Origin of the sequence: Acidovorax sp. SDU_ACID1 (genome assembly GCF_045291395.1) — a bacterium.
Classification (GTDB): Bacteria; Pseudomonadota; Gammaproteobacteria; order Burkholderiales; family Burkholderiaceae_C; genus MR-S7.
The window spans coordinates 1,711,508-1,735,159 of the sequence record NZ_CP152342.1; the positions used below are offsets into that span (position 1 = coordinate 1,711,508).

A 23,652-nucleotide genomic window follows, 5' to 3' on the forward strand; every position below is an offset into this window, starting at 1 on the left:
AGGCATGCGCCCGCTGCCGGGCGGGCACGAAAGCCGACAAAGGGAACGCAGCGCGTTCCCTTTTTCATGTCGGCCATGATTTTTCATATGGTGAGTGAAGTTTTGCCAAATGAAAAATGAATCATGCTGCATTGCCGCAAAATTTCTCGATATGAGAAAATATATTTCGTATCATAAAAATATAAAGTTATGTTATTGATTTTTAAGTAAAAAAATCATGTCTTCTATAAGACATAAGAGCTTGTTCAGGTCTTATAGAAGACTTAAAGTTGTCTCCAAGGGCATCGCACCGATGCCCCCGATGAACCAACCCTTGGAGAGCAACCATGTCGAAGTCCCTGAACGCACAACTCAGCCGTGAACAACAGATCGCAGCCCTCGAAAAGGACTGGGCCCAGAACCCCCGCTGGAAGAGCGTCAAGCGCGGCTACAGCGCCGCCGACGTGGTGCGCCTGCGCGGCAGCCTGCAGCCCGAATACACGCTGGCCCAGCGCGGCGCCGAAAAGCTGTGGGAGCTGGTGAACGGCGGCGCCAAGAAGGGCTACGTGAACGCCTTCGGTGCCATCACCGCCGGCCAGGCCATGCAGCAAGCCAAGGCGGGCCTGGAAGCCGTGTACCTGTCGGGCTGGCAAGTGGCCGCCGACGGCAACACCAGCGAAACCATGTACCCCGACCAGTCGCTGTATGCCTACGACTCGGTGCCCACCATGGTCCGCCGCATCAACAACACCTTCAAGCGTGCCGATGAAATCCAGTGGGGCCGCGGCGTGAACCCCGGCGACAAGGAGTTCGTCGACTACTTCCTGCCCATCGTGGCCGATGCGGAAGCCGGTTTCGGCGGCGTGCTGAACGCTTTCGAGCTGATGAAGAACATGATCGCCGCCGGTGCCGCAGGCGTGCACTTCGAAGACCAGCTGGCCGCCGTGAAGAAGTGCGGCCACATGGGCGGCAAGGTGCTCGTGCCCACGCAGGAAGCCTGCGAGAAGCTGATCGCCGCGCGCTTCGCCGCCGACGTGATGGGCGTGCCCACCATCGTGCTGGCTCGCACCGATGCCGAGGCCGCCAATCTGATTACCAGCGACCACGACGCCAACGACAAGCCCTTCCTGACCGGCGAGCGTACGCAAGAGGGCTTCTACCGCGTGAAAAACGGCCTGGAGCAGGCCATCAGCCGCGGCGTGGCCTACGCCCCTACGCCGACCTGGTGTGGTGCGAGACTGGCGTGCCCGACATCGGCTTCGCCCGCGAATTCGCCCAGGCCGTGCTGGCCGCATGCCCTGGCAAGCTGCTGAGCTACAACTGCTCGCCCTCGTTCAACTGGAAGAAGAACCTCAACGACAAGCAAATCGCTTCCTTCCAGGAAGACCTGTCCGCGCTGGGCTACAAGTACCAGTTCATCACGCTGGCCGGCATCCACAGCAACTGGTACAACACGTTCAAGTTCGCCCACGCCTACGCAGGCGGCGAAGGCATGCGCCATTACGTGGAAATGATCCAGGAACCTGAATTCGCCGCACGCGAGCAGGGCTACACCTTCGTGTCGCACCAGCAGGAAGTGGGCGCGGGCTACTTCGACGACGTGACCACGGTGATCCAGGGCGGCTCCTCGTCGGTCAAGGCGCTGACGGGTTCCACCGAAGAAGAGCAGTTCCACTGATCGAGCCACCAGGTGCCCGATAGGGCACTGGAAGGTGAAAAGGCCACCCGTCGGGTGGCTTTTCTTTTTTGAGCGGCGTTGAAGCTTCCCTTAGCTGGGCTTGAGCTTGGCCCCCGGCAAACCCAGTGCAAAAACGGAATTCGGCACGTTCTGCGCGGGCAACTGGGTCTTGACGGCTCGTGTGCGGGAAGGGGACGAAACTACCTGCATGGTCTGTAGCGCCCTGTCGCCAGCTTGCTGCTGTGCCAGCAGGTCGGCGACGGTGATGGATTGCAGGTATTCCATCACCCGGGAGTGGAAGTTGGCCCACAGCTCAGCGGTCATATCGCCGCCGCCGGAAGGGGAGGCGCCTTCGTCCTGGCCGGCTGGCCGGGGCATGTATTTCTCCGAGGCGAGGACGATGTCCGCGACCGACAGCTCCTGGGGCGGGCGCAGCAGCGTATAGCCGCCGCCGGGGCCGCGGATGCTGGAGACGATGCCTGCGCGGCGCAGCGCGCTGAAGATGTCCTCGAGATAGGACAGCGAAATGCCCTGGCGTGCACTGATGGAGGGAAGGGCGACGGGCTGGCCGTGGGAGCGCAGTGCCAAGTCCGTGAGGGCGGTGACAGCCAGCTTGCCTCGGGTGGTCAAACGCATGGTGTGGGGTTCCTTGTCGTGAAGGGTGGCGGGCAGGGCCGCTGCTGCTGCGCCGAAGCGCTGTGGCCGGGCCATGCGGCCCTGCGGTGGCCCTGAAGAGCAGATGGATGTGCGTGCGCCGCGCCTGTAAGGCGGCAGGCCGGGCCGGCGGATGGCCGGGCAGTGCCTCAGGCGCGCTGCATGCGGCCCGCGCGGGGAGGCCTGTGCCTTTTCTTCGGTAGCGGGGCAGGCAGTGCTTCGGCCAGTGTGGCGGGGCAGGGGAAGGGCGCAAGGCCGGAGGCGGCCTGCGGCAGGCGGATGTACTGGTCGTCAGGCAGGTCCTGCCGGTCGTCCATGAGGCCGTGGCCGCGCAGGTCGGCGGAGGCGTCCTTCGCCACGTCTTCTGCGGTCTGGAGCGCGGGGCCTGCGGAGGCATCGTCCAGCAGCATGGCATGCGTGCACACCTGGGGTGGGAGCACCGCCGCCGGCGTCTTGCCGAAGGCGGATACACCCACGCTCAGGAGGAAATGGAGGGTGAAAACCGCAATCAACCATCTCGGCATGGTAGGTAAATTATACGGACCCCTCTTTCCAGGCCCATGCCCGTGGCCAGGGGAAGCCGGCAGAATGCGGCCATGAGCGCCCGCCCCGCACCCCGAACGCCCGCCCGCCCGGCGGCTCCGCCGTGCCGGCGCTGTACCAGCAGATCAAGGACTTCATCGTGCGCGGCATCCAGGACGGCTCTTGGCGCGCGGGCGACCGTCTGCCTTCCGAGAACGAGCTGGTCACGCGCTTCGGCATGTCGCGCATGACGGTGAACCGGGCGCTGCGCGAGCTGGTGGAGCAGGGGCGCATCGTGCGCGTGGCCGGGGTGGGCAGCTTCGTGGCGGAGGGCAAGCCGCAGTCCACGCTGCTGCACATCGCCAACCTGGCCGAGGAGATCCGCCAGCGCGGCCACGACTACCTGTGCGAGGTGCTGCGGGTGGAGCGCGTGTCCGCGCCGGTGGAAGTGGCTGCGGCGCTGGACCTGCGAGCCGGCGCCTCGGTGTTCCATGCGGTGTGCGTGCACCGGGAGGACGGCGTGCCGGTGCAGTTGGAAGACCGTTACGTGAACCCGAGGATGGCGCCCACGTTCGGGGCGCAGGATTTTTCGCGGCTGCAGCCCTCGGAATTCCTGGTGCGCAACGTGCCCTTCGACCAGATGGAGCACGTGGTCGATGCCGTGCTGCCCACACCCGAGCAGGCCGGGCTGCTGGCGATCACGCCCGGCGACCCCTGCCTGCTGCTCACCCGCCGCACCTGGTCGGGGGGCGTGCCGGTGACGGTGGTGCGCTGCCTCCATCCCGGCAGCCGCTACCGGCTGGGCAGCCGCTTCAGGGCCGACGGCCCCCCGCTCGTGGGGTAGGTGCATGCGGGTTGATCCTGTATATACAGGATCGCTTTTCCATGCTCCAATACCTTCAATACGGAGCAACCATGCCGTTTTTTCGCGTCATCTTGTCTATACAGGAAGAATAATGACCTCCTTGCCCACCCTCGTGCTCCGACCCGGCCAGGTCTCCCTGGCCGAACTGCGCCGTGCCAGCGCCGGCGGCCTGCGGCTGGCGATGGACCCGGAGGCGCTGCAGGGACTGGCAGCGGCGCAGGCCACCGTGGACCGCATCGTGCGGGAGGACCAGGTGGTCTATGGCATCAACACCGGCTTCGGCAAGCTGGCCAGCACCCGCATCGCCGGCGACCGGCTGGCCGAGCTGCAGCGCAACCTGGTGCTGTCGCACAGCGTGGGCACGGGCGAGGCCTTACCTGACCCCGTGGTGCGCCTGGTGCTGGCCACCAAGGCAGTGAGCCTGGCGCGCGGCCATTCGGGCGTGCGGCCGGCGCTGGTGGATGCGCTGCTGGCACTGGCGAATGCGGACGTGCTGCCGGTCATTCCGGCGCAGGGCTCGGTGGGAGCGTCGGGCGATCTGGCTCCGCTGGCGCACCTGGCCTGCGTGCTCATCGGCGAAGGCCAGGCCAAGGTGCAGGGCCGCGTGGTTCCCGGCCGCCAGGCCCTGGCCGCCGCGGGGCTGCAGCCGTTCGTGCTCGGGCCCAAGGAAGGCCTGGCGCTGCTCAACGGCACGCAGGTGTCCACGGCGCTGGCGCTGGTGGGGCTGTTCGGGGCCGAGAGCGTGTTCGCCGCAGGGCTGCTGTCCGGCGTGCTGACGCTGGAGGCCATCAAGGGTTCGGTCAAGCCGTTCGATGCGCGCATCCATGCGGCGCGCGGCCAGCCTGGGCAGATCGCCGTGGCGGCGGCCATGCGCGCGCTGCTGGAAGGCAGCGAGATCGACCCTTCGCACCCCCACTGCGGCCGCGTGCAGGACCCGTACTCCATCCGCTGCGTGCCGCAGGTCATGGGCGCCTGCCTGGACAACCTGCAGCACGCCGCGCGCGTGCTGCGCACCGAGGCCAACGCCGCGTCGGACAACCCCCTGGTCTTCGCCGACACGGGCGAGGTGATCTCGGGCGGCAACTTCCACGCCGAGCCCGTAGCCTTCGCGGCGGACATCGTCGCGCTGGCGCTGGCCGAGATCGGCGCCATCTCCGAGCGGCGGCTGGCGCTGCTGTTGGACACGGCACTGTCCGGCCTGCCGGCCTTCCTGGTGCGCGACAGCGGCGTCAACTCCGGCTTCATGATCGCGCAGGTCACTGCCGCGGCGCTGGCGGCCGAGAACCAGTGCCTGGCCACCCCGAGCAGCGTGACCAGCCTGCCCACCTCCGCCAACCAGGAGGACCACGTGTCCATGGCCACCTACGGCGCGCGCCGCCTGGGCGGCATGGTGCGCAACGTGGCGGTGATGGTGGGCATCGAGGCCATGGCCGCCGCGCAGGGCATCGACCTGGAGCGCGTGCCCGCGCCCGGCAGCGCGCACCGGCCCTGGCTCCGCAGCTCGCCGCTGGTGGAGGCCGAACTGGCCGCCATCCGCCAGCGCGTGGCCTTCCTGGAGCAGGACCGCTACCTCGCACCCGACATCGAGGCCATGCGCGGCTGGGCCCTGCGCGACGGGGAGGGCGCGGCGCAGTGGCCCGCTGCGCTGGCGGGCGTCCTGCCCAGCCATGCGCAGGCATGATGGCCGCGCCATCCACCACAAGCAAAGGAGCCCTGCCCATGACGACCCCTTCCTCCCATGCCGCCCGCATCGACGCCTGCGTGGACGATGCCACCGTGCAGGCCTTCCAGCGCGACGGCGCCGCCGTGGTGCGCGGCCTGCTGAATGCGCAGGAGCTGGCGCTGCTGTCCGAGGCCATCGAGGCCAACCTCGCCGCCCCCGGCCCCCTGGCCAAGGTGGCCAGCCGGCCCGACGACCCGGGCCGCTTTTTCGAGGACTTCTGCAACTGGCAGCGCATCCCGGCCATCGAGCGCTTCATTCGTGAAACGCCGCTGGCATTGCTGTCGCAGCGGCTGATGGGCTCGCGCACCGTGCGCCTGTACCACGACCACCTGCTGGTCAAGGAGCCCGGCACGCGCCAGCGCACGCCCTGGCACCAGGACCAGCCCTACTACAACGTGGACGGCGGCCAGAACATCAGCCTGTGGATCCCGGTCGATCCGGTCTCGCGCCCGTCCACGCTGGAGTTCGTGGCCGGCTCGCACCGCGGCCCGTGGCTCATGCCGCGCAGCTTCATGGACAACCAGGCCAAGTGGTTCCCGGAGGGCAGCCTGGCCGACCTGCCGGACATCGAGGCCGCGCGCGACCGCTTTCCCATCCTGGGCTGGGCGCTGGAGCCGGGCGACTTCGTGTGCTTCAACATGCTCACGCTGCATGCCTCGGCCGGCGTGCAGGGGCCCGGCCGCCGGCGCGTGTTCTCGCTGCGCTTCCTGGGCGACGACATGCGCCATGCGCCGCGCGCCTGGAAGACCTCGCCGGACTTTCCCGGCCTGGCCGAGGTGCTGCCGCCGGGTACGGAAATGGACCACCCGCTCTTTCCCCGCCTGGTGGGGTAGGGCATGCGTTTGATATGAAAAAGCCCTGCGGCCCCCTTCCAGCAAGCGCGGGCAGCTATTGATACGGTAGCGGGCAACGCCCCGCGCCGACGAAGGAGACATGCATGAACACCACCACCGACCCGCGCCTGGACCCCACCCGTGAAGTGCGCGCCCCGCGCGGCAGCACGCTTACCTGCAGGAACTGGCTGATCGAGGCGCCGTTCCGCATGCTCCAGAACAACCTGGACCCCGACGTGGCCGAGAACCCGCAGTCGCTCGTGGTCTATGGCGGCATCGGCCGTGCCGCGCGCGACTGGCAGTGCTTCGACCAGATCCTGGCCTCGCTCAAGGCCCTGGGCGAGGACGAGACGCTGCTCGTGCAGTCCGGCAAGCCGGTGGGCGTGTTCAAGACCCATGCCGACGCGCCGCGCGTGCTGATCGCCAATTCCAACCTCGTGCCCCAATGGGCGAACTGGGAGCACTTCAACGCGCTGGACCGCCGGGGCCTGTTCATGTACGGCCAGATGACGGCCGGCTCGTGGATCTACATCGGCAGCCAGGGCATCGTGCAGGGCACCTTCGAGACCTTCGTGGAGGCGGGCCGCCAGCACTACGGCGGCGACCTGGGGGCCGCTGGATCCTCACGGCCGGCCTGGGCGGCATGGGCGGCGCGCAGCCGCTGGCCGCCACCTTGGCCGGCGCCTGCTCGCTCACCGTCGAATGCCAGCAAAGCAGCATCGACTTCCGCCTGCGCACCCGCTACGTGGACAAGCAGGCGCGGGACATCGACGACGCCCTGGCGCTCATCCGGCACCATACGGCCAGGAAGGAGGCCGTCTCCATCGCGCTGCTGGGCAATGCGGCCGAGGTGCTGCCCGCGCTGGCCCGGCGCGCACGGGCCGGCGCCATCCGCCCCGGCCTGGTGACCGACCAGACCTCCGCGCACGACCTGGTGCATGGCTACCTGCCGCCCGGCTGGAGCGTGGCCCAGTGGAAGGCCGCGCAGCGCGACCCGGCGCAGCATGCGCGGCTGGCCGAGGCGGCGGCCCGGGGCTGCGCGGTGCACGTGCAGGCCATGCTCGACTTCCAGGCACTGGGCATCCCCACGGTGGACTACGGCAACAACATCCGCCAGGTGGCGTTCGACCAGGGCGTGCAGAACGCCTTCGACTTCCCCGGCTTCGTGCCGGCGTACATCCGCCCGCTGTTCTGCGAGGGCAAAGGCCCGTTCCGCTGGGTGGCGCTCTCGGGCGACCCCGAGGACATCTACCGTACCGACGCCAAGATCAAGGAGTTGTTCCCCGACAACCACCACACCCATCGCTGGCTGGACATGGCGCGCGAGCGCATCGCCTTCCAGGGCCTGCCGGCGCGCATCTGCTGGCTGGGCCTGGGCGAGCGCCACGTGGCGGGCCTGGCCTTCAACGAGATGGTGCGCAAGGGCGAGCTGAAGGCGCCCGTCGTCATTGGCCGCGACCACCTGGACACCGGCTCCGTCGCCAGCCCCAACCGCGAGACCGAGGCCATGAAGGACGGCACCGACGCCGTGAGCGACTGGCCGCTGCTCAATGCGCTGCTGAACACCGCGGGCGGCGCCACCTGGGTCAGCCTGCACCACGGCGGCGGCGTGGGCATGGGCTATTCGCAGCATGCCGGCATGGTGATCGTGTGCGACGGCACCGAGGCCGCCGACCGGCGCCTGGCGCGCGTGCTGGTCAACGACTGCGGCTCGGGCGTGATGCGCCATGCCGACGCGGGCTACGAGCTGGCCGTGGCCACGGCGAAGAAGTTCGGCCTCACGCTGCCGATGGTGCCGTGAGCCTGCACCGCTTCACGCTGGGCGGCGTGCCCGCCACGCCCTGGAAGAACGGCGGCGGCAGCACCCGCGAGCTGCTGTGCTGGCCGCCGGGTGCGGGCCTGGAGTATTTCGACTGGCGCGTCTCCGTGGCCACCATCGCGGCCGACGGGCCTTTCTCGCGCTTTCCCGGCATCGACCGCCACATCCTGCTGCTGGAGGGCGGCGGCGTGCACCTGCAGGGCGAGGGCATCGACCACCGGCTGGCCACGCCGCTGCAGCCCTTCGCCTTCAGCGGCGATGCGGCGCTGCACTGCACGCGGCTGGACGGCACCTCCACCGACTTCAACGCCATGGCGCGGCGCGGCCGCGGCAGCGCCACGGTGCGGGTGCTGCAGGGCGAATCCTGGGCGCTGGACGGCGCCACGCACCTGCTGCTGCTGGCCGTGCGCGGCCACTGGCGCCTGGGGGAGGAGTCCTTGGCCGCCGGCAGCGGCGTCTGGTGGGCAGGCACGCCGCGCAGCGCGCACCTGGTTCCCGGCGGGGGCGATGCGCAACTGGTGGCCGCCGGCTGGCAGCCTGCAGCTTTGGCATCAAAAGCGCCTCCAGCGCCCGCCCAGCAAGCGCAACCAGCTATGAAAGTTGATGCATGACCACGACCACCTTCGCCTCGGCGTCCAGCGCCGACGGGCTGTGGACCGGCCTGCGCGCCATGGACGGCGCGCCTCTCGCGCTGGCTGTGGAGGCCGGCCAGGTGCAATGGATGGGCTTGCCCGGCACCGAGCCTGCGCGCTTCGCCCAGGTCGTGCGCCATGACGGTGGCGGCGCTCTGGTCACGCCCGGGCTGGTGGACTGCCACACGCACCTGGTTTACGGCGGCCACCGCGCCCACGAGTTCGCGCTGCGCCTGGCCGGGGCCAGCTACGAGGAGATCGCCCGGGCCGGCGGCGGCATCGTCTCCACCGTGCGCGCCACGCGCGAGGCCGGCGAGGATGTGCTGTTCGCAAGCGCCAGCGCGCGCCTGTCGCAACTGCTGGCCGAGGGCGTGTGCGCCGTCGAGGTCAAGTCCGGCTACGGCCTGGCGCTGGAGCACGAGCGCAAGCAGCTGCGCGTGGCGCGGCGGCTGGCGCAGGCACACGGCGTGGCGGTGCGCACCACCTTCCTGGGCGCGCATGCGCTGCCGCCCGAATACGCGGGCCGCAGCGGCGAATACATCGACCTCGTCTGCCGCGAGATGCTGCCCGCGCTGCACGCCGAAGGGCTGGTGGACGCGGTGGACGTGTTCTGCGAGCGCATCGCCTTCTCGCTGGAGGAGACCGAGCGCGTGTTCCAGGCCGCGCGGGCGCTGGGCCTGCCGATCAAGCTGCACGCGGAGCAGCTCAGTGACATGGGCGGCGCGCAGCTCGCGGCGCGCTATGGCGCGTTGTCGTGCGACCACGTGGAGCATCTCTCGCAGGCGGGCATCGACGCGATGCGGGCCGCCGGCACCGTCGCCGTGCTGCTGCCCGGCGCCTACTACACGCTGCGCGACACGCACCTGCCGCCCATCGCCGCGCTGCGCGCCGCCGGCGTGCCCATGGCCGTCGCCACCGACCACAACCCTGGCACCTCGCCGGCCCTGAGCCTGCTGCTGATGGCGAACATGGCCTGCACGCTGTTCGGCCTGACGGTGCCGGAGGCGCTGGCGGGCATCACCGCCCACGCCGCACGTGCGCTGGGCCTGCAGGACACGCACGGCACGCTGGCCGTGGGCCGCCCGGCCGACTTCGTGCTGTGGAACGTGCGCGAGGCCTCCGAGCTGGCCTACTGGTTCGGCCAGAGGCCGGTGCGCTGCGTCGTGCGCCAGGGCCGCATCGCGGAGGGTGCACCGTGAGCGCGGGCCGGCTGTTCGCCGCCCATGCGCTGCTGCCCGCCGGCTGGGCGCGCGACGTACTGCTGGCATGGGACGGGCAGGGCGCCTTCACGCAGGTGCAGGCCGGCGCGGCCCGGCCGGCCGGCGTGGCCGAGGCCGCCGGTCCCGTGCTGCCCGGCATGCCCAACCTGCATTCCCACGCCTTCCAGCGCGGCATGGCCGGCCTGGCGGAATACCGCGGCAGCGGCGAAGACAGCTTCTGGAGCTGGCGCAGCCTCATGTACCGCTTCGCGTGCAGGCTCACGCCGGCGCAGCTGGAAGCCATCGCCTACGGCCTTTACGTCGAGATGCTGGAGGCGGGCTACACGGCGGTGTGCGAATTCCACTACGTGCACCACGACACCGGCGGCCGCCCCTACGCCGACAGCGCCGAGATGGCCCTGGCCGTGCTGCGCGCCGCGCGGCGCGCGGGCATCGGGCTCACGCTGCTGCCGGTGCTCTACCAGAGCAGCGGCTTCGGCGCGCAGCCGCCGGGCGACGGGCAGCGGCGGTTCATCCACGCCACCGACGCGATGTTGCGGCTACTGGAGCGCCTGCGGCCGCTGTGCGCAGCGCAGGGCGCCCGGCTGGGCCTTGCGCCGCATTCGCTGCGCGCCGTGCCGCCCGCCGCGCTGCGCGAGGCGCTGGCGGGTCTGGACGCCCTGGACGCCACCGCGCCCATCCACATCCACATCGCCGAGCAGGAGCGCGAGGTGGCGGACTGCATCGCCTGGAGCGGCCAGCGCCCGGTCGCCTGGCTGCTGGACCATGCCCCGGTCGATGCGCGCTGGTGCCTGGTGCACGCCACCCACATGGACGCCGGCGAAATCCGCCGCGCCGCCGCGAGCGGCGCCGTGGCCGGCCTGTGTCCCTCGACGGAGGCCAACCTGGGCGACGGCATCTTCGATCTGCCGGCCTGGACGGAGGCCGGCGGCGCCTGGGGCGTGGGCTCGGACAGCCATGTGTGCGTCAATGCGGCCGAGGAACTGATGCTGCTCGAATACAGCCAGCGCCTGGCCACGCGCCGGCGCAACGTGGCGGCCGGCGCGCACCAGCCCGAGGTGGCCACCGCCATGGTGCTCGCCGCCGTGCGCGGCGGCGCGCAGGCGGCGGGGCGGCCGGTCGCCGGGCTGGCCGTGGGCCAGCGGGCCGATTTCGCCGTGCTGGATGCGGCGCACCCGGCGCTCGCGGGCCTCGCGGCGCCGCAGATGCTGGCAGGCCACGTGTTCGCCAGCCACCGTACCAGCGCGGTATGCGGCGTGCATGCCGGCGGCCAGCCCGTGGTGGTGGCGGGGCGCCATGCCGGCCACGAGGCGGCCCGGGCCGGCTTCATCGCCGCACGGCGACAATTGATTGAGGAGTCCCCATGAATTTCCACACCGACCAGCCGCCCTTCCGCTTCCGCCAGGGAACCCGGCCCCTGCTGATTTCCATGCCCCACGTGGGCACCCACGTGCCGCCGCAGCTTGCCGCGCGCTTCACCGCCGAGGCCCGCCACCTGCCCGACACCGACTGGCACCTGGAGCGGCTGTACGACTTTGCCGACGGGTTGGGCGCCTCGGTGCTGGTCGCCACGCATTCACGCTACGTCATCGACCTGAACCGCCCGCCGGACGGTGCCAGCCTCTACCCAGGCCAGAGCGTCACCGGCCTGTGCCCGGTGGACACGTTCGACGACACGCCGCTGTATGCCGACGCAGCCGATGCGCCCGGCGACGCCGAAATCGCCGCGCGCCGCGATGCACTCTGGCAGCCGTACCACGCCCGGCTGGCGCAGGAGCTGGAACGCCTGCGTGCGCAGCACGGCATCGCCATGCTGTGGGACGCGCATTCCATCCGGTCGGTGCTGCCGCGCTTCTTCGCCGGCAAGCTGACCGACCTGAACCTGGGCACCGCCGGCGGCGCGAGCTGCGACCCTGCGCTGGCGCAGGAACTGCTGGCCATTGCCCAGGCCGCACCGGGCTACACGGCCGTGCTCAACGGCCGTTTCAAAGGTGGCCATATCACGCGAAGCTATGGCGACCCGGCACGCAAGGTGCACGCCGTGCAGCTGGAAATGACCCAGTGCAGCTACATGCAGGAGCATCTGCCGTTCGACTACCTGCCCGAGATCGCCTCGGGTGTTCAGCCCCACGTGCGGCGCATGCTGCAGGCCATGCTCGCGTTCGCGCAGGCCAACGGCTAAGATCCATGTCCATGGACACCCAATCCCTCGTTGCCCAAGAGCCACCCCGGGAAGCCCCCTGGGGCTGGAGCGATCGTTTTCGCATGCCTCTGTACCGGCCCGGGACACGCGTGCGGCTGCGCCGCGGCGGAAGCTGGGAAACGGTGAGCCATGTGGCCTTGCGCCGCCATGACCTGGCGGTGTACCTGGTGGGCCACGCCGAGCCGGCCGACCCCCTGGAGCTGGAGCTCGAGCCCACGGTGTTCACCACCGTGCGCGTGCCCGAGCCGCATTGACGGCCTGAACCGCGTCAGGCGCCCGGCCGCTGGGCCATGGCCTCGCCCAGGCGGACGGGGCGGGCCGCCGCCCAGCCGGCGGTGAACTGCACGGCGCCGCGCGAGAACAGCAGCACCACGGTGGAGCCCAGCTGGAAGCGTCCCATCTCCTCGCCCTGCCGCAGCCGGATGTCCTGGTCCGCATAGTCCCACCGGCGCAGCTTGCCGGTGCGCGGCGGATTCACCTGTCCATGCCACACGGTGGCCATGCTGCCGACGATGGTGGCGCCCACCAGCACCAGCGCCATGGGGCCGAGCGGCGTATCGAACAGGCAGACCACCCGCTCGTTGCGCGCGAACAGCCCCGGCACGCCCCGCGCCGTGAGCGGGTTGACGGAAAACAGCGCGCCCGGCACGTGCTCCATGCGCAGCAGCCGGCCGTCGCACGGCATGTGGATGCGGTGGTAGTCGCGCGGGCTCAGGTAGATCGTGGCGAAGCTGCCGCCCTGGAACTGCGCAGCCAGCGTGGCGTCGCCGCCCAGCAGGGCGGTGGTGGAGTAGTGGTGGCCCTTGGCCTGGAAGATCTGGTCGTGCTCGATGGCACCGAGCTGGCTCACTGCCCCGTCCACCGGGCAGATGGCGGCCGCATCCGCCAGCGGGCGTACGCCGGGACGCAGCGCGCGGGTGAAAAAGTCGTTGAAGCAGGCGTAGTGCGCGATGTCGGGCTCGGCGGCCTCGCTCATGTCCACGCCATAGCGCGCGACGAAACGGCGGATGGCCGCCGTGGTCAGGCGGCCTGCCCGTGCCGATGCCAGACTGCCCGCCAGGGCGGTCAGCGCCTGCTTGGGCAAAAGATACTGGGGAAGAACGGCGAGGCGGTCGGACACGTAGGGGCAATCCTTGCGAAAAAGGCCGGGCCATTCTACTGGCGGGCCCGGGCGCCCAAGGCCGTGCGCTGCTGCGGGCATACCCGCAGCAGCGCACGGCGGCCGGGAGAAACCCCGCGCCTGCGGCAAGGGCCGGCACGCCAGATAATGCCAAGCTTCCCTGAAGCGCCGCGGCGCGACGAGGCGCCCCCTTCATGCCACCTTCACCCGTTTCCGATGTGTCCTCCGAAGCCAGGCCTGAGGAGGCCGGCATGCGTCGCGCCCTGGCCTGGCTGCGCCGCTTCTGGCCTGCGCCGGTGGGCGTGGACCGGCGCGAGCGCCTGCGCATGGTGGGTGGTGTGGCCCTGGGGGTTGCCGTGGTGGCGCTGTTTGCCCATTGGTATGGTGCGGCGCTGCCCGTCCCGTGGATGGTGGCATCGCTCGGCTCCAGCGCCGTGCTGGTGTTCGGCATGCCGTCGAGCCCCTTGGCGCAGCCGTGGCCGGTGCTCGCGGGCAGCGCCCTGTCTTTCCTGATCGGCGAGGCCTGCGCCGCGATGGTTCCAGAGGTGGTGCTGGCTTGCGGCCTGGCCGTCGGCCTGGCCGTGGGTGCGATGCTGGCCCTGCGCTGCCTGCATCCGCCCGGCGGCGCCCTGGCGCTGTTCGGCGTTCTCAATCCCCACGAAAACCTGCAGGTGGCGCTGTTTCCGGTGCTGCTCAACGTCGCAATCTTGGTGCTGGTGGGCATCGCCTACAACCAGTTCACGGGGCGCAGCTATCCCCATGCCCAGGCGCGCAAGAGCGCTCCCCGGGGGGACGGGCGCCTTCACGTCCGCCGACCTGGATGCCGCGCTATCGCACTACAACCAGGTGCTGGACGTGAGCCGGGCCGACCTGGAAGGGCTGCTGCACCTCGCGGGCAAGGCCGCCTTCCAGCGCACGCTGGGCGAGTTGCGCTGCCAGCAGATCATGTCGTCGCCCGTGCATGCCGTGTCGGCCGACGCCTCGCTCAAGGACGCCTGGGCGCTCATGCGCAAGGAGGCCATCAAGGCGCTGCCCGTGGTGGACGGAGAGCGCCTGGTGGTCGGGATCGTCACCGTGTCGGACTTCATGCGGCTGGCCAACCTCGACGTGCACGAGGGCATGGGCCAGCGCCTGCGCTCGCTCATCCTGGGGCGCCCCAAGCGCCCCGACCAGGTGCAGAACCTGATGGCGTCGCCCGTCATGCAGGTGCACGCGAACCAGCACGTGATGGACCTGGTGCCGCTTTTTTCCGTGGCAGGGCACCACCATATCCCCGTGGTGAACGAGCAGCGGGAGCTGGTCGGGATCATCACGCAGACGGACCTGGTCAAGTCGCTCGCAGCGGCCGTGGCAAGGGCCTAGCTGCGCGGGGCGGTCCACATCGCAGTACAATTCTGCGGCTCATGCACAGCGCCACAGCGCCACGCCTGTCCGTGAAGCCGCTCCTGCCGGCTTTTCCGCCCCCTACGCCCGGGGGCGAATGACGCTCCCCTGCCTGCACTGCACCGTGCTTCAAGCCCATGAACGGGCTGGAGCGGTCGTTGGTGATGGCCGGGCGCGGCAGAGTGCGTTCGCAAGCATTTGTTATTGAAACCGATGGACCACAACACATGGCCAAAGAAGAACTGATCGAAATGCAGGGTTCCGTGACCGAAGTCTTGCCGGATTCGCGCTTTCGCGTGACGCTGGACAACGGACACCAACTCATCGCCTACACCGGCGGCAAGATGCGCAAGCACCACATCCGCATCCTGGCGGGCGACAAGGTGTCGCTCGAAATGTCTCCCTACGACCTTACCAAGGGCCGCATCACGTTCCGCCACCTGGCAGGCCGCGGCCCTGCGCCTTCGGGCAACCGCTGAGGCGTTGGCAGGGCTGCAAATATCGCGCCGTTTCCCCCGAGTGGACGGATCTGGCGGGTTAGAATGCGAGCTGTCGGAGCGTAGCGCAGCCTGGTAGCGCATCTGCTTTGGGAGCAGAGGGTCGCGAGTTCGAATCCCGCCGCTCCGACCATCGTATACAAGGGGTTGGCTCTTCAGGAGCCAACCCCTTTTTTCGTCATGGGTGCTGGAGGGGGCATGGCAGGACACGGCGGATGGAGCACAGGCGCAGCGGTGCGCTACGACCGGGTGGATGCCTTGCGCGGCGTCGCCATGGTGTGGATGACGCTCTTTCACTTCAGCTTCGACCTGAGCCATTTCGGCTACTGGGCGCAGGATTTTCGCGGCGATGCCTTCTGGACCGTGCAGCGCACGCTGATCGTGAGCCTGTTCCTGTTCTGCGCCGGACTGGGACAGGCCGTCGCATGGCACCGCGGGGTGGGCGGGCTGCGCTTCGGCAGGCGTTGGGGTCAGATCGCCGGCTGCGCACTGCTGGTGACGGCGGGCTCCTACCTCATGTTTCCCCGCAGCTTCATCTACTTCGGCGTGCTGCACGGCATGGCCGTGATGCTGCTGGTGGCGCGGGCCACGGCGGGCTGGGGGCGCTGGCTGTGGCTGGCGGGCCTGCTGGCCGTGCTGTCGCCCTGGGCGGCCGGGTGGGCGCTGTCGGGGCCGCTGTCCACATGGGCCGCAGCCTTCGACGGCCGGGCGCTGAACTGGCTGGGCTGGGTGACGCGCAAGCCGTTCACCGAGGATTACGTGCCCGTGTTCCCCTGGCTGGGCGTGATGTGGTGGGGCATGGCATGCGGCCAGGGGCTGCTCGCACGGCGGCCTGCTTGGCTTGCCGGGCCGGTGGGCGGCGCGGGCAGGCCGCTGGCCGCGCTGGGGCGCTACAGCCTCGGCTACTACATGCTGCACCAGCCGGTGATGATCGGCGCGTTCCTGCTCATCGGCTGGCTGCGCACATGAAAAACGCGGCACATGGCCGCGTTTGCAGGGAGCGCAGGGCAGGGTGGTTATTCCACCTTGGCCTTGGCGCGCAGGTCTTCCTGGAACTTGATCAGCTTCTGCTGCTGCAACTGCTGGGCGATCTGGGGCTTGACCTCGTCGAGCTTGGGCAGCTGGGCCTCGCGCACGTCGTCCAGGCGGATCACGTGCCAGCCGAACTGGCTCTTCACCGGCGCTTGCGTGGTCTTGCCCTTTTCGAGCTTCACGAGGGCCTCGGTGAACTCGGGCACGTAGCTGCTGGGGCTGGCCCAGTCCAGGTCGCCGCCGCGGGCGCCGGAGCCAGGGTCCTTGGACTGCTTCTTGGCGATGTCTTCGAACTTGCCGCCCTTCTTGAGCGAGGCGATGATGGCCTTGGCCTCATCTTCCTTCTCCACCAGGATGTGGCTGGCCTTGTATTCCTTGCCGGCGTTGGCGGCCACGAACTTGTCGTATTCGGCCTGGATCTCGGCGTCGGTGACGGGGCTGCTCTTCTGGTAGTCGGCGAACAGCTCGCGGATCAGGATGGTCTGGCGGGCCAGTTCCATCTGGGCCTTGTAGTCGGCCGAGGCTTCCAGGCCGCGCTTTTGCGCTTCCTGCATGAAGATTTCGCGGGCGATCACTTCTTCCTTGATCTGGCTCTCGATCTCGGGGGTGATCGGACGGCCCGAGCGCTCCACCTGCTGCTTGAGGACTTCGGCGCGTTCCTTCGGGACGGCCTTGCCGTTGACGATGGCGAGGTTTTGCGCGGCAACGGGCAGAGCCATCGTGCCCAGCAGGGCGGCGGCCACGAGGCCGGACAAGAGCTTTTTCTTCATTGGGAATCCACGGAAATAGGAAATGGTGTGCGGGTGGTGGCCCGCGAGCCTTCAAATAGGGCTGGGGTCAGAGGATTTCAATCGCAATGGCATGGGCGCCACGGTCGATGAAAACCTGCAGCGCATCATACACAAGCCGATGCTGTGCCACGCGGGGCCTGGCTGTAAACAACGGTGACGCGATTCGCACCCGGAAATGGGTGCCGAAACCGGTGCCGTTGGCCCCGGCGTGGCCCTCGTGCAGGCCGCTTTCGTCGATGACCTGCAGTTGCGTGGGGGACAGCGCCTCCTGCAGGCGCTCGGCCATGGCTTCGGCGGTGATGGCGAACGGCTGCTTCATGGCTGTGCGTCCTCGGGAGTGGCTTCCTCTTCCTTGAGGTAGCGGCCGAGGTACAGGGCCTGGGCGATGACGAAGGCGAACATGAGCCCGATGCCACCGAACAGCTTGAAGTTGACCCAGGTGTCGGTATCGAAGGTGTAGGCCACCCAGAGGTTGAGCACGCCCATGGCGGCGAAGAAGCCCGTCCAGGCCCAGTTCAGGCTGCGCCACACGGGCTCGGGCAGCGTGATCTGCGCGCCCATGAGCGATTTGATGAAGTTCTTGCGCAGCAGGAACTGGCCCACGAGCAACGCCGCGCCCATGAGCCAGTAGAGCACGGTGGGCTTCCACTTGATGAAGGTCTCGCTGTGCGCCAGCAGCGTCGCGCCGCCGAACACCACGATCACCCCCAGGCTGAGCCACTGCATGGGCTCGACCTTGCCGTGGCGCATGCGCAGATAGCCGATCTGCACGATGGTGGCGGCGATGGCCACGCCCGTGGCCGCGTAGATGCCCCAGACCTTGAAGGCCGCGAAGAACAGGATGATGGGAAAGAAGTCGATGAGCAGTTTCATGGCGCCGGGGATTCGAAGTCGAGCGAGGCGGAGTTCATGCAGTAGCGCAGGCCCGTGGGGGCTGGGCCGTCGGGGAAGACGTGGCCCAGATGGGCCCCGCATTGTGCACACACGGTCTCGGTGCGCAGCATGCCGTGGCTGCGGTCCTCGATTTCGCGGATGGCGCCGGGCATGGCCTGCGAGAAGCTGGGCCAGCCACAGCCCGCGTCGAACTTGGTGCCGGAGTCGAACAGCTTGGCCCCGCAGCAGATGCAGTGGTAGCTGCCGTCGGCCCAATGCCCCTCGTACTTGCCGGTGAATGGGCGCTCGGTGGCCGCGCGGCGTGTGACCTGGAAAGCGCCGGGCTCGGCGCCTTTGTCCTGGAGCAGCGCCTGCCACTGGGCTTCGGTTTTCTGGATGGGGTAGGTCATGAGGAGCAGCTGATGGAAATGGAAGACGCCCAGTCGGGCGGAAAGCCGGCGTAGGCCTCGTGGCCGGGGTGTTCGTCGAAGGGGCGCGCCAGCAGCGTCTGCAGGGTTTGGAGTTCCCGGAGGTCGCCGAGTTTCGCTGCGCGGATGGCCTGCTCGCCCAGGTGGTTGCGCAGCACGAACCGCGGGTTGTTCTTGAGCATCAAATCGGCTGCCAGCGCTTTGCCATCAAGCGCAAGCAGCTCCTGATAAGAGAGCAGCCAGGCGTCGAACGCGGCGCGGTCGGCGAACAGGTCGCGCACGGGCTCGAAGGCGTCCTCGGCCACGGCCTGCGACAGGCGGCGCCAGAAGATGGGGTAGTCCACGCGGCCCGCCGCCAGCAACTGCAGCAGCGTGTCGATCAGCGCCGCGGCGCCAGGATGGGCGGAGCGCAGCCCGAGTTTGGCGCGCATGCGCTCGATGAACTGCGCGGCGAACACGGCTTCGTAGGTGCCCAGCGCCTGCTGGGCCACGGCCACGTCGTCGATGAGCGGCAGCAGCGCCTGCGCCAGGCAGTGCAGGTTCCACCAGCCGATGGCGGGCTGGCGGCGGAAGGCGTAGCGGCCCTGGCTGTCGCTGTGGTTGCAGATGTGGTTCGGATCGAACGCATCGAGGAACTGGAAGGGCCCGTAGTCGATGGTGAGCCCCAGGATGCTCATGTTGTCCGTGTTCATCACGCCGTGGCAAAAGCCCACGGCCTGCCACTGCGCGATGAGCGCGGCGGTGCGCTCGCTCACGGCCTGCAGCAGCGCAGCGCAGGCGTTGCCGCTGGATGCATCGGTTGCACGGCATTGTGGGTAGTAGCGGTCGATCACATAGTCCGCCAGGGTGCGCAGCTCCTGCAACTGGTTGCGCGCGGCGAAATGCTCGAAATGCCCGAAGCGGATGAAGCTCGGTGCCACGCGCGTGACCACGGCCGCGGTTTCGGCCTCTTCGCGGTACACGGGCGCGGGCGAGCCCGTCACGCACAGCGCGCGCGTGGTGGGGACGCCCAGGGCATGCATGGCCTCGCTGCACAGGAACTCGCGGATGGACGAGCGCAGCACGGCGCGGCCGTCGCCCATGCGCGAGTAGGGCGTGAGGCCGCTGCCCTTGAGCTGGATTTCCTGGCCCTGAGCCGTCTCACCCAGCAGGATGGCGCGCCCGTCCCCGAGCTGCCCGGCCCAGACACCGAACTGGTGGCCGCTGTAGACGCTGGCCAGCGGCCGGCTGCCGGGCAGCAGCGCGTTGCCGGTGAAGGCCTGCAGCGCCGCGTCGCTGCCCATCCAGCCGGCGGGCAGGCCGAGCAGGGCGGCCATGTCGGCGCTCGTGCCCACCCAGTAGGGAGCGGGCAGGGGCGTGGGGCGCAATTCGGTATAGAAGGCGGGGCCGAGGCCGGCGAACCCGTGGCGCCAGGCCAGGGGGATGCGCCTTCGGCGGTGGCTGGCGGGTGCATGGCGCGATTGTCGCCCACGGGCTTTTGCCCCCCGGGCGGCAAGGCCTTGGGGAGTCAGGCGTCGGCGGTGTCGGAGATATAGGCGGCCAGTGCCGCGTCGTCCACGATGGCCACGCGCCCGAAGTCCAGCGAGACGATGCGCAGGGCTTCCAGCTGCCGCAGGACACGGTTCACCGTCTGCCGCGACAGCCCCGCGAGGTGGCCCAGCTCTTCCTGCGTGAGGTGGATGCGGCGCGTGCTGCGCCAGAACAGCGGGCTCAGGTACAGCGCCACGCGGTGCTCGGGTGAGCGCATGCGGCCCGCCTCGATGATGGCCATGGCCTGGCCCAGCCGCATGTTCAGGTGCGCGGCCAGGCACTGGTTGAACGCCAGGCTGGTCTCGCGCAGCCGCTGGAACAGCGGCAGGGGCAGGCACATCAGCTGCGTTTCGCGCAGCGCGACCACGCGGTAGCGGCGCGGCTCGGCCTTCATGGCCGAGCCTTCGCCGAACCATTCGCCATCGGGCACGCCGAGAAAGGCCGACTGGCGCCCCCGCGCCTCGGGGCTGTGCAGCATCACCAGGCCGGAAAGCACCGCGTACCAGCCCCCGACCTCGGCGCCCGCTTCCAGCACCGCCTCGCCCTTGGCGCCCCGCAGCGTGTGCACGCCGTCCTGCAATGCCTGCCGCAGCGAGGCATCCTGCGCCGCGAACCAGGGCTGCGCGGCGAGGAAACGGTGGGCGGGAGGCGTGGTGGCGAACATGCCGGCCATTGTGCCGCGCAGCCCTGGCGCCGGCCGGGTAAACCCCCGTGATCTGTCAGCGGCGCGACAGGTGTTGGCGCCGTTCGCCAAGCCTTGCAGACTGCCGTGCCGAACGCGCATGCCGAGGTTTAGGATAAGAGTTTCGTTTCCATCACAACAAGGAGCACACATGCTGGGCCTCATGCAGAGCCAACCCCTCTTGATCTCGTCGCTGATCACGTTCGCGGAGCGGCACCACGGCGATGGGGAGATCGTCTCGCGCCGCGTGGAGGGGGACATCCATCGCTACACCTACCGCGACCTGGCGCGCCGGTCTCGGCAGCTGGCCAATGCGGTCGAGGCCCTGGGCCTGCAGTCCGGCGACCGCGTGGCATCGCTCGCGTGGAACGGCTACCGCCACATGGAGATGTACTTCGGCGTGAGCGGCTCGGGCCGCGTGCTGCACACGATCAACCCGCGCCTGCACCCCGAGCAGATCGCCTGGATCATGAACCACGCCGAAGACCAGGTGCTGTGCTTCGACATGACCTTCCTGCCCCTGGTGCAGGCCGTGCATGCCAAGTGCCCCACGGTCAAGCGATGGGTGGCGCTGTGCGACGCCGACAAGCTGCCCGCGGACTCCGGCATTCCCGGCCTGGTGAGCTACGAGGCCTGGATCGGCGGCGTATCGAGCGAATACCAGTGGCCCGTGTTCGACGAGAACTCCGCGTCCAGCATGTGCTACACCAGCGGCACCACGGGCAACCCCAAGGCGGCGCTGTACAGCCACCGCTCCACCACGCTGCACGCCTACGCCGCCGCGCTGCCCGACGTGATGAACCTCTCGGCGCGCGACGCGGTGCTGCCCGTCGTGCCCATGTTCCATGTCAACGCCTGGGGCATCCCGTATTCCGCGGCGCTCACGGGCTGCAAGGTGGTGTTCCCCGGCCCCGCGCTGGACGGCAAGTCGGTCTACGAGCTCATCGAGTCCGAGGGCGTGACCTTCGCCGCCGGCGTGCCCACGGTGTGGCAGATGCTGCTGGGCCACGTGCAGGCGGGCGGGCTGAAGTTCAGCTCGCTGCAGCGCACGGTCATCGGCGGCTCGGCCTGCCCGCCGGCCATGATCACGGCCTTTCAGGAAGGTTACGGCGTCACCGTGCTGCACGCCTGGGGCATGACCGAGATGAGCCCGCTGGGCACGCTGTGCTCGCTCAAGAACAAGCACCTGAAGATGGACAAGGATGCGCAGATGCACATCCTGCAGAAGCAGGGCCGCGCCATCTACGGCGTGGACATGAAGATCGTGGGTGCCGACGGCCGGGAGCAGCCCTGGGACGGCAAGACCTACGGCGACCTGCTGGTGCGCGGCCCCTGGATCCTGGACACCTACTACAAGGGCGAAAGCCCCCTGGTGAAGGACGAGCACGGCGTGGGCTGGTTCCCCACGGGCGACGTGGCCACCATCGACGCCGACGGCTACATGCAGATCACCGACCGCAGCAAGGACGTGATCAAGTCCGGCGGCGAGTGGATCAGCTCCATCGACATCGAGAACATCGCCATGGCCCACCCGGCCGTGGCCATGGCCGCGTGCATCGGCATGCCGCACCCGAAGTGGGACGAGCGCCCCATCGTCGCCGTCACCAAGCGGCCGGGCAAGGAGGTCACGCGCGAGGAACTGCTGGCGTTCTACGAAGGCAAGACGGCCAAATGGCAGATCCCCGACGACGTGGTGTTCGTCGACGCGATCCCGCTGGGTGCCACCGGCAAGATGCTCAAGACCCGCCTGCGCGAGCAACTGGCGGGCTACAAGCTGCCGGGCCTGTGACGGCGGCGGGCGCACCGCGCGGCCATGCGCCTCAGCGGTGCGTCACGTCGGCGATAGCTGCTAGGGGCAATCCCTGAACGGTGCCCGATGGCAACCCTGTACGCTGCGGCGTACCCATTCTTATAAAGGAGACGAGGCATGAAGTTTACTATCAAAATGGTAGCTGCTGGCGCTTTGGTGGCTTGCGCTGGCGGCGCATTCGCTCAAAAGGGCGAGACGGTCAAGATCGCCTGGCTGGACCCCCTGTCGGGCCTGATGGCGGCGGTGGGAACGAACCAGCTCAAGAGCTTCCAGTTCGTCGCCGAGGAGTTCAACAAGAAGAACGCGTCGGGCGTGAAGTTCGAGATCATCGGCATCGACAACAAGCTGAGCCCGCAGGAAACCACGAGCGCGCTGCGCTCGGCCATGGACCAGGGCGCGCGCTTCGTGGTGCAGGGCAACGGCTCGGGCCCGGCGCTGGCCATCATCGACGCGTTGGAGAAGCACAACGCGCGCAACCCCGGCAAGGAGGTGGTTTACCTCAACTACGCCGCGGTGGACCCCGACCTCACCAACAGCAAGTGCAGCTACTGGCACTTCCGCCTGGATGCCGACACCTCCATGAAGATGGAGGCCATGACCACCTTCATGAAGGACCAGGCGGAGGTCAAGAAGGTCTACCTCATCAACCAGAACTACTCGCACGGCCACCAGGTCTCCAAGTACGCCAAGGAAAACCTCAAGCGCAAGCGCCCCGACGTGCAGGTGGTGGGCGATGACCTGCACCCCCTGGCGCAGGTGCGCGACTTCTCGCCCTACATCGCCAAGATCAAGCAGTCGGGCGCCGACACCGTGATCACCGGCAACTGGGGCTCCGACCTGGCGCTGCTCATCAAGGCGGCCAACGACGCGGGCCTGAACAACGTCAATTTCTACACCTACTACGGCGGCGTGACGGGCAGCCCCACGGCCATGGGCGCGGGCGCGGCCGGGCGGGTGTACATGGTCTCGTACAGCCACCTGAACCTGCCGGGCGACATCGGCCGCATCGTGGGCGAGTACAAGAAGAAGTTCAACGACGACATGTACACCGGCGCGGTCTACCACGCCTTCTCCATGCTGGACGCGGCCTTCGTGAAGGCCAAGTCCACCGACCCCGCCAAGGTGGCCGCGGCCATGGAAGGCATGAAGTTCAACAGCTTCAACGGCGAGGTCGAGATGCGCAAGACCGACCACCAGCTCCAGCAGGGCCTGTTCGTCAACCGCTGGGAAAAGGCCGGCGGCAAGTACCCCGTAGATGCGGAGAACACCGGCTACACCTTCGTGCCCGTGAAGTACTACGAGCCCTACGTGGCCAGCACGCCCACCTCGTGCCAGATGAAACGGCCCTCCTGATTGCGATTCCTGGTGTGAAGACCTT

The 23,652-nt window shown here is 68.8% G+C and carries 21 protein-coding genes, 1 tRNA gene and 3 pseudogenes; 16 read left to right on the top strand and 9 right to left on the bottom strand.

Annotated elements, in window-relative coordinates; all coding sequences use genetic code 11:
• The first annotated feature begins 326 nt into the window (after positions 1 to 326).
• A pseudogene (gene aceA / locus AAG689_RS08415) lies at positions 327 to 1,657 on the top strand (isocitrate lyase).
• A gap of 90 nt (positions 1,658 to 1,747) precedes the next feature.
• Here the strand turns inward: aceA and AAG689_RS08420 are convergent.
• The gene (locus AAG689_RS08420; RefSeq protein WP_406625561.1) at positions 1,748 to 2,293 is read right to left on the bottom strand and encodes an Rrf2 family transcriptional regulator; all 546 of its coding nucleotides are present in this window, start codon (positions 2,291 to 2,293) and stop codon (positions 1,748 to 1,750) included.
• 167 nt (positions 2,294 to 2,460) lie between these two features.
• On the bottom strand, positions 2,461 to 2,787 hold the full coding sequence (locus AAG689_RS08425) for a hypothetical protein (RefSeq protein WP_406625562.1): 327 nt from the start codon (positions 2,785 to 2,787) through the stop codon (positions 2,461 to 2,463).
• Between the two features lie 170 nt (positions 2,788 to 2,957).
• Here AAG689_RS08425 and hutC point away from each other — a divergent pair, with 170 nt between their 5' ends.
• From hutC to AAG689_RS08470, 9 genes and pseudogenes are all read left to right on the top strand, one after another.
• The gene (gene hutC, locus AAG689_RS08430; RefSeq protein ID WP_406625563.1) at positions 2,958 to 3,677 is read left to right on the top strand and encodes a histidine utilization repressor; all 720 of its coding nucleotides are present in this window, start codon (positions 2,958 to 2,960) and stop codon (positions 3,675 to 3,677) included.
• Between the two features lie 112 nt (positions 3,678 to 3,789).
• On the top strand, positions 3,790 to 5,379 hold the full coding sequence (hutH, locus tag AAG689_RS08435) for a histidine ammonia-lyase (protein WP_406625564.1): 1,590 nt from the start codon (positions 3,790 to 3,792) through the stop codon (positions 5,377 to 5,379).
• Between the two features lie 38 nt (positions 5,380 to 5,417).
• On the top strand, positions 5,418 to 6,254 hold the full coding sequence (locus AAG689_RS08440; protein ID WP_406625565.1) for a phytanoyl-CoA dioxygenase family protein: 837 nt from the start codon (positions 5,418 to 5,420) through the stop codon (positions 6,252 to 6,254).
• 104 nt (positions 6,255 to 6,358) lie between these two features.
• Positions 6,359 to 8,055: pseudogene (gene hutU, locus AAG689_RS08445) on the top strand (urocanate hydratase).
• Positions 8,052 to 8,684, top strand: a complete 633-nt coding sequence (locus tag AAG689_RS08450; protein WP_406625566.1) for a HutD family protein — start codon at positions 8,052 to 8,054, stop codon at positions 8,682 to 8,684. The pseudogene hutU and the gene AAG689_RS08450 overlap by 4 nt, the downstream one beginning before the upstream one ends.
• A complete protein-coding gene (hutI, locus tag AAG689_RS08455) occupies positions 8,681 to 9,904 on the top strand; it encodes an imidazolonepropionase (RefSeq protein WP_406625567.1) in 1,224 nt (407 codons plus the stop codon). The genes AAG689_RS08450 and hutI overlap by 4 nt, the downstream gene beginning before the upstream one ends.
• Positions 9,901 to 11,292 carry a formimidoylglutamate deiminase gene (locus AAG689_RS08460; protein ID WP_406625568.1) on the top strand — a complete coding sequence of 464 codons (1,392 nt, stop codon included), beginning with the start codon at positions 9,901 to 9,903 and terminating at the stop codon, positions 11,290 to 11,292. The genes hutI and AAG689_RS08460 overlap by 4 nt, the downstream gene beginning before the upstream one ends.
• Positions 11,289 to 12,107, top strand: coding sequence for an N-formylglutamate deformylase (hutG, locus tag AAG689_RS08465; protein WP_406625569.1), 819 nt, complete (start codon positions 11,289 to 11,291; stop codon positions 12,105 to 12,107). Before AAG689_RS08460 ends, hutG begins: the two co-directional genes overlap by 4 nt.
• A gap of 11 nt (positions 12,108 to 12,118) precedes the next feature.
• The gene (locus AAG689_RS08470) at positions 12,119 to 12,382 is read left to right on the top strand and encodes a hypothetical protein (protein ID WP_024001601.1); all 264 of its coding nucleotides are present in this window, start codon (positions 12,119 to 12,121) and stop codon (positions 12,380 to 12,382) included.
• Positions 12,383 to 12,396: 14 nt separating this feature from the next.
• Here the strand turns inward: AAG689_RS08470 and asd are convergent, their stop codons facing one another.
• On the bottom strand, positions 12,397 to 13,248 hold the full coding sequence (gene asd / locus AAG689_RS08475; RefSeq protein ID WP_406625570.1) for an archaetidylserine decarboxylase: 852 nt from the start codon (positions 13,246 to 13,248) through the stop codon (positions 12,397 to 12,399).
• A gap of 251 nt (positions 13,249 to 13,499) precedes the next feature.
• Here asd and AAG689_RS08480 point away from each other — a divergent pair.
• The 4 genes and pseudogenes from AAG689_RS08480 to AAG689_RS08495 all read left to right on the top strand — a co-directional run bounded on the left by AAG689_RS08480 (position 13,500) and on the right by AAG689_RS08495 (position 16,097).
• Positions 13,500 to 14,610 (top strand): annotated as a pseudogene (locus AAG689_RS08480) (HPP family protein).
• A gap of 248 nt (positions 14,611 to 14,858) precedes the next feature.
• The gene (gene infA / locus AAG689_RS08485; RefSeq protein ID WP_020229094.1) at positions 14,859 to 15,110 is read left to right on the top strand and encodes a translation initiation factor IF-1; all 252 of its coding nucleotides are present in this window, start codon (positions 14,859 to 14,861) and stop codon (positions 15,108 to 15,110) included.
• A 74-nt stretch (positions 15,111 to 15,184) separates the two neighbouring features.
• Positions 15,185 to 15,261: transfer RNA gene (locus AAG689_RS08490), tRNA-Pro, on the top strand.
• A 65-nt stretch (positions 15,262 to 15,326) separates the two neighbouring features.
• The gene (locus tag AAG689_RS08495) at positions 15,327 to 16,097 is read left to right on the top strand and encodes a heparan-alpha-glucosaminide N-acetyltransferase (protein WP_406625571.1); all 771 of its coding nucleotides are present in this window, start codon (positions 15,327 to 15,329) and stop codon (positions 16,095 to 16,097) included.
• Between the two features lie 47 nt (positions 16,098 to 16,144).
• Here the strand turns inward: AAG689_RS08495 and AAG689_RS08500 are convergent, their stop codons facing one another.
• The 6 genes from AAG689_RS08500 to AAG689_RS08525 form a co-directional block, all read right to left on the bottom strand.
• Positions 16,145 to 16,930, bottom strand: coding sequence for a peptidyl-prolyl cis-trans isomerase (locus tag AAG689_RS08500; RefSeq protein ID WP_406625572.1), 786 nt, complete (start codon positions 16,928 to 16,930; stop codon positions 16,145 to 16,147).
• A 67-nt stretch (positions 16,931 to 16,997) separates the two neighbouring features.
• A complete protein-coding gene (locus AAG689_RS08505) occupies positions 16,998 to 17,270 on the bottom strand; it encodes a BolA family protein (RefSeq protein ID WP_406625573.1) in 273 nt (90 codons plus the stop codon).
• Entirely contained in the window at positions 17,267 to 17,824 is a 558-nt protein-coding gene (locus AAG689_RS08510; RefSeq protein ID WP_020229098.1) for a septation protein A, read from the bottom strand. Before AAG689_RS08510 ends, AAG689_RS08505 begins: the two co-directional genes overlap by 4 nt.
• On the bottom strand, positions 17,821 to 18,234 hold the full coding sequence (gene msrB / locus AAG689_RS08515) for a peptide-methionine (R)-S-oxide reductase MsrB (RefSeq protein WP_020229099.1): 414 nt from the start codon (positions 18,232 to 18,234) through the stop codon (positions 17,821 to 17,823). Before msrB ends, AAG689_RS08510 begins: the two co-directional genes overlap by 4 nt.
• The gene (locus AAG689_RS08520) at positions 18,231 to 19,676 is read right to left on the bottom strand and encodes a protein adenylyltransferase SelO (protein WP_406626311.1); all 1,446 of its coding nucleotides are present in this window, start codon (positions 19,674 to 19,676) and stop codon (positions 18,231 to 18,233) included. Before AAG689_RS08520 ends, msrB begins: the two co-directional genes overlap by 4 nt.
• Positions 19,677 to 19,759: 83 nt before the next feature.
• Positions 19,760 to 20,455 (bottom strand): Crp/Fnr family transcriptional regulator, encoded by a 696-nt coding sequence (locus AAG689_RS08525; RefSeq protein WP_406625574.1) that lies wholly within the window; start codon positions 20,453 to 20,455, stop codon positions 19,760 to 19,762.
• A 160-nt stretch (positions 20,456 to 20,615) separates the two neighbouring features.
• On the opposite strand from AAG689_RS08525, the gene AAG689_RS08530 reads away from it, so the two are divergent.
• Both AAG689_RS08530 and AAG689_RS08535 read left to right on the top strand, forming a co-directional pair.
• Positions 20,616 to 22,253: a 3-(methylthio)propionyl-CoA ligase gene (locus AAG689_RS08530; protein ID WP_406625575.1), complete on the top strand. Its 1,638-nt coding sequence runs from the start codon at positions 20,616 to 20,618 to the stop codon at positions 22,251 to 22,253.
• 138 nt (positions 22,254 to 22,391) lie between these two features.
• Positions 22,392 to 23,627 carry a branched-chain amino acid ABC transporter substrate-binding protein gene (locus AAG689_RS08535; protein WP_406625576.1) on the top strand — a complete coding sequence of 412 codons (1,236 nt, stop codon included), beginning with the start codon at positions 22,392 to 22,394 and terminating at the stop codon, positions 23,625 to 23,627.
• The last annotated feature ends 25 nt before the right edge of the window (positions 23,628 to 23,652 follow it).